At 63.9% G+C, this 2,739-nt stretch carries 3 protein-coding genes and 1 pseudogene; 3 read left to right on the top strand and 1 reads right to left on the bottom strand.

Annotated elements, in window-relative coordinates:
• Positions 1–761, top strand: a 761-nt coding sequence (locus tag Taqua_RS12825) for a PD-(D/E)XK nuclease domain-containing protein (protein WP_185969639.1), incomplete at its 5' end; no start/stop codon positions are given.
• Positions 762–794: 33 nt separating this feature from the next.
• Here Taqua_RS12825 and Taqua_RS12820 read toward each other — a convergent pair.
• Entirely contained in the window at positions 795–1,538 is a 744-nt protein-coding gene (locus tag Taqua_RS12820) for an endonuclease/exonuclease/phosphatase family protein (RefSeq protein WP_144326965.1), read from the bottom strand.
• A 258-nt stretch (positions 1,539–1,796) separates the two neighbouring features.
• On the opposite strand from Taqua_RS12820, the gene Taqua_RS12815 reads away from it, so the two are divergent.
• On the top strand, positions 1,797–2,219 hold the full coding sequence (locus tag Taqua_RS12815; protein WP_144326964.1) for a pilin: 423 nt from the start codon (positions 1,797–1,799) through the stop codon (positions 2,217–2,219).
• A gap of 374 nt (positions 2,220–2,593) precedes the next feature.
• A pseudogene (locus Taqua_RS13630) lies at positions 2,594–2,739 on the top strand (IS5/IS1182 family transposase); the annotation flags it as partial.

Here is a 2,739-nt window from a genome sequence, read left to right as displayed (position 1 = left end):
TGCTGCTGGCTGAGCGGCAGTTTCGCGCGCACTGGTTCGAGACCGGCACGCCGACCTTTTTGGTGCAGTGGTTGCAGCGCAAGGGGTTTTTTACGCCGAAGCTGGAGCAGCTGTGGGCCAGCGAGGCGTTGCTGTCGGCCTTCGATGTGGACCGCATCGAGCCTGAGGCGATGCTGTGGCAAACCGGCTACCTGACGATTCGCGAGCAGGTGCCCACCCCACGCGGGCCGATGTATTCGCTTGCGCTGCCCAACCACGAGGTGCGCACCGCGCTCAACGAGGCGCTGGCCCTCGCGTGGCTGCCCCCGTCATGTGGCCACCAAGCCCAGGCCGCGTCGATGCGCTTGTACCAAACCCTCGCGCACGGCGACGCCGCCGCGCTCAAGGCGCACTTCGAGCGGCTGTTCGCCTCCATCCCACACGACTGGTACCGTGCCAACCCGATTGCGCAGTACGAGGGCTACTTTGCCAGCGTGTGCTACAGCCACCTGGCCAGCCTTGGGGTGGAGATCATCGCTGAAGATGTCAGCCACGAAGGCCAGTGCGACCTCACCGTCAAGCACGTCGGCACCGCGTGGGTGTTCGAGTTCAAGGTCGTGGAGGGCGACCAGGGCACGGGCGAGGCGCTGCGGCAACTCCAGGCCAAGGACTACGCGGCCAAGCACCGCGGCGCGCCGGGCATCCAGCGTGTGATCGAAGTCGGGGTGGAGTTCAGCCGCAGCAAGCGGCAAATCGTGGGGTGGAACACGCGGGTGGGGTGACGCGCGCCCGGCTTGGCGCGCCGCCCGCCGTGCTCACACCCACTGCAACTGGGCCACCAACGGCAGGTGGTCGGACCAACGCGCCCAGCCTGGGCCGTGCGGGGCCTGCAGAGCCACCACGTGCAGGCCACGCGCGTACACGCGGTCCAGCGCCAGCAGCGGCCAGCGTGCCGGGTAGGTGGGCACGTGGGCTTGCGGCAGCGTGCGCAGCCCCAAGGCGGCCAGCGGGGCGTGCAGGCGCTGCCCCCAGTCGTTGAAGTCGCCCGCCACCACCAACGGCGCGTCCGGCGGCACCGCCTCGGCCACGTAGTGGCCCAGCGCATGCACCTGCCGCACGCGGCTGGCGTGGATCAACCCCAGGTGCACCACCACCACGTGCAGCACCACGGTCTGCCCGCCGCGCGGAACCGCCACGGTCACGTGCAGCAAGCCACGCTGCTCCAGCCGGTGGTCGGACACATCCCGGTGCGCGTGGTGCAGCACAGGGTGGCGGCTCAACAGCGCGTTGCCGTGCTCACCGTGGCGCGTGACGGCGTTGGTGCGGTACACCGCGTGGTAGCCGGCCGGCGCCAAAAACTGCGCCTGGTCGCCGGCCGGCCAGTGCCCAAAGCGCCGCTGCAGCCGGCGGTGAAAGGCCCGCACCTCCTGCAGGCACACCACGTCCGCCCCCAGCGCCGCCACCGCGTGCGCCAGGTTGTGCACCGCCAGCCGCTTCAGCGGCCCCACACCCTGCACACCCTTGTGGATGTTGTAGGTGGCCACACGCAACCCGTCCATCGTGGTTGCACATTATCGCGCAACCCCACGGCCCCTCCAAAGGGGGCCACCATGCGCCCCATCAAGCCACGCCGTTCACATCAACCTTTCACGTCAATTTTTGATGTCATCTTCACCGCCGCCACCCCACCGTCGCACCGCCGCCACAGGGCCCGGCACGTGCCGAGCCCACCGCGCCTGCGCTGGCACGCCCTGTGCTACGATGAACACAACCCTGCACCCGCAGGGCCATCTTGGGTCCATCACTGGAGGTTCATCATGAAACGTGTCCAACAGGGCTTCACGCTCATCGAACTGATGATCGTCGTGGCGATCATCGGCATTCTGGCGGCGATTGCACTGCCCTCTTATCAAAACTATACAAAGAAAGCCAAGTTCACTGAAGTGGTACAAGCGACACAGAGCTTCAAACTGGGCGTGGAAGAATGCTACCAATCGACTAGCAATTTGTCCAATTGTGATTCTGGCTCTAATGGCGTACCAGCAGCTATCACATCGGGCAGTGGGTACGGCGTAGTGGCATCAGTCAGCGTTACTGATGGCGTCATCACGGCGACGGCAACAAACTCCGGCTCGCCGAACCTGGAGGGCAAAACGTATGTACTGACGCCGACAGCGACCGGCGGCACGCTCACATGGGCAGCGACCGGGACGGCGGTCGATGCTGGATGGGCCAAATAACCTACCGATTGGTTGCACACGACGGCAAGGTACCGTTGTCGGTCTTGCCGTTCTTTCTTTTTATTTTTTTGGGATTAAATTTTACCCCTCACTGGTTCCCCATCCCCTCTTTTTTCATTGAAATTCTGACTGCCACGGGAATCGCTGGTTTAGTCGTTACGATGGCACCCCCCTCCGCCAGAATGCCAATCGGAGTCGTCACATTACAGGCTGCTGCCTTGGCGGGAGTTGCTCTAGCACAGTACTCCATCGGATTACTGCGTCGCCCCTGAAATATTCATAACCGCATGATTTTTCTTGTGTTATTGTCTGTTTGCGAGTACAATTTCCCCCAGCCCTGATGGGTTTGCCCGCTGTTTTCTAGGAGTTTTGCGATGTTTGCCTGCCCCGCCACCGAGGACTTCTTCCGCGCCCGGCTCGATCAGATGATCGACCTGCGCCATCCGCTGGCGGTGTTGTCCTCACGCATGCCGTGGCAGGAGTTGGAAGCAAGGCTGTCGCACCTGTTCATGCGCAAAGC

This window comes from Tepidimonas aquatica, assembly GCF_007556585.1.
Lineage (GTDB): Bacteria > Pseudomonadota > Gammaproteobacteria > Burkholderiales > Burkholderiaceae_C > Tepidimonas > Tepidimonas aquatica.
Note: the sequence above shows the minus strand (reverse complement) of the source record. Positions and strands in the feature narration are given on the sequence as shown.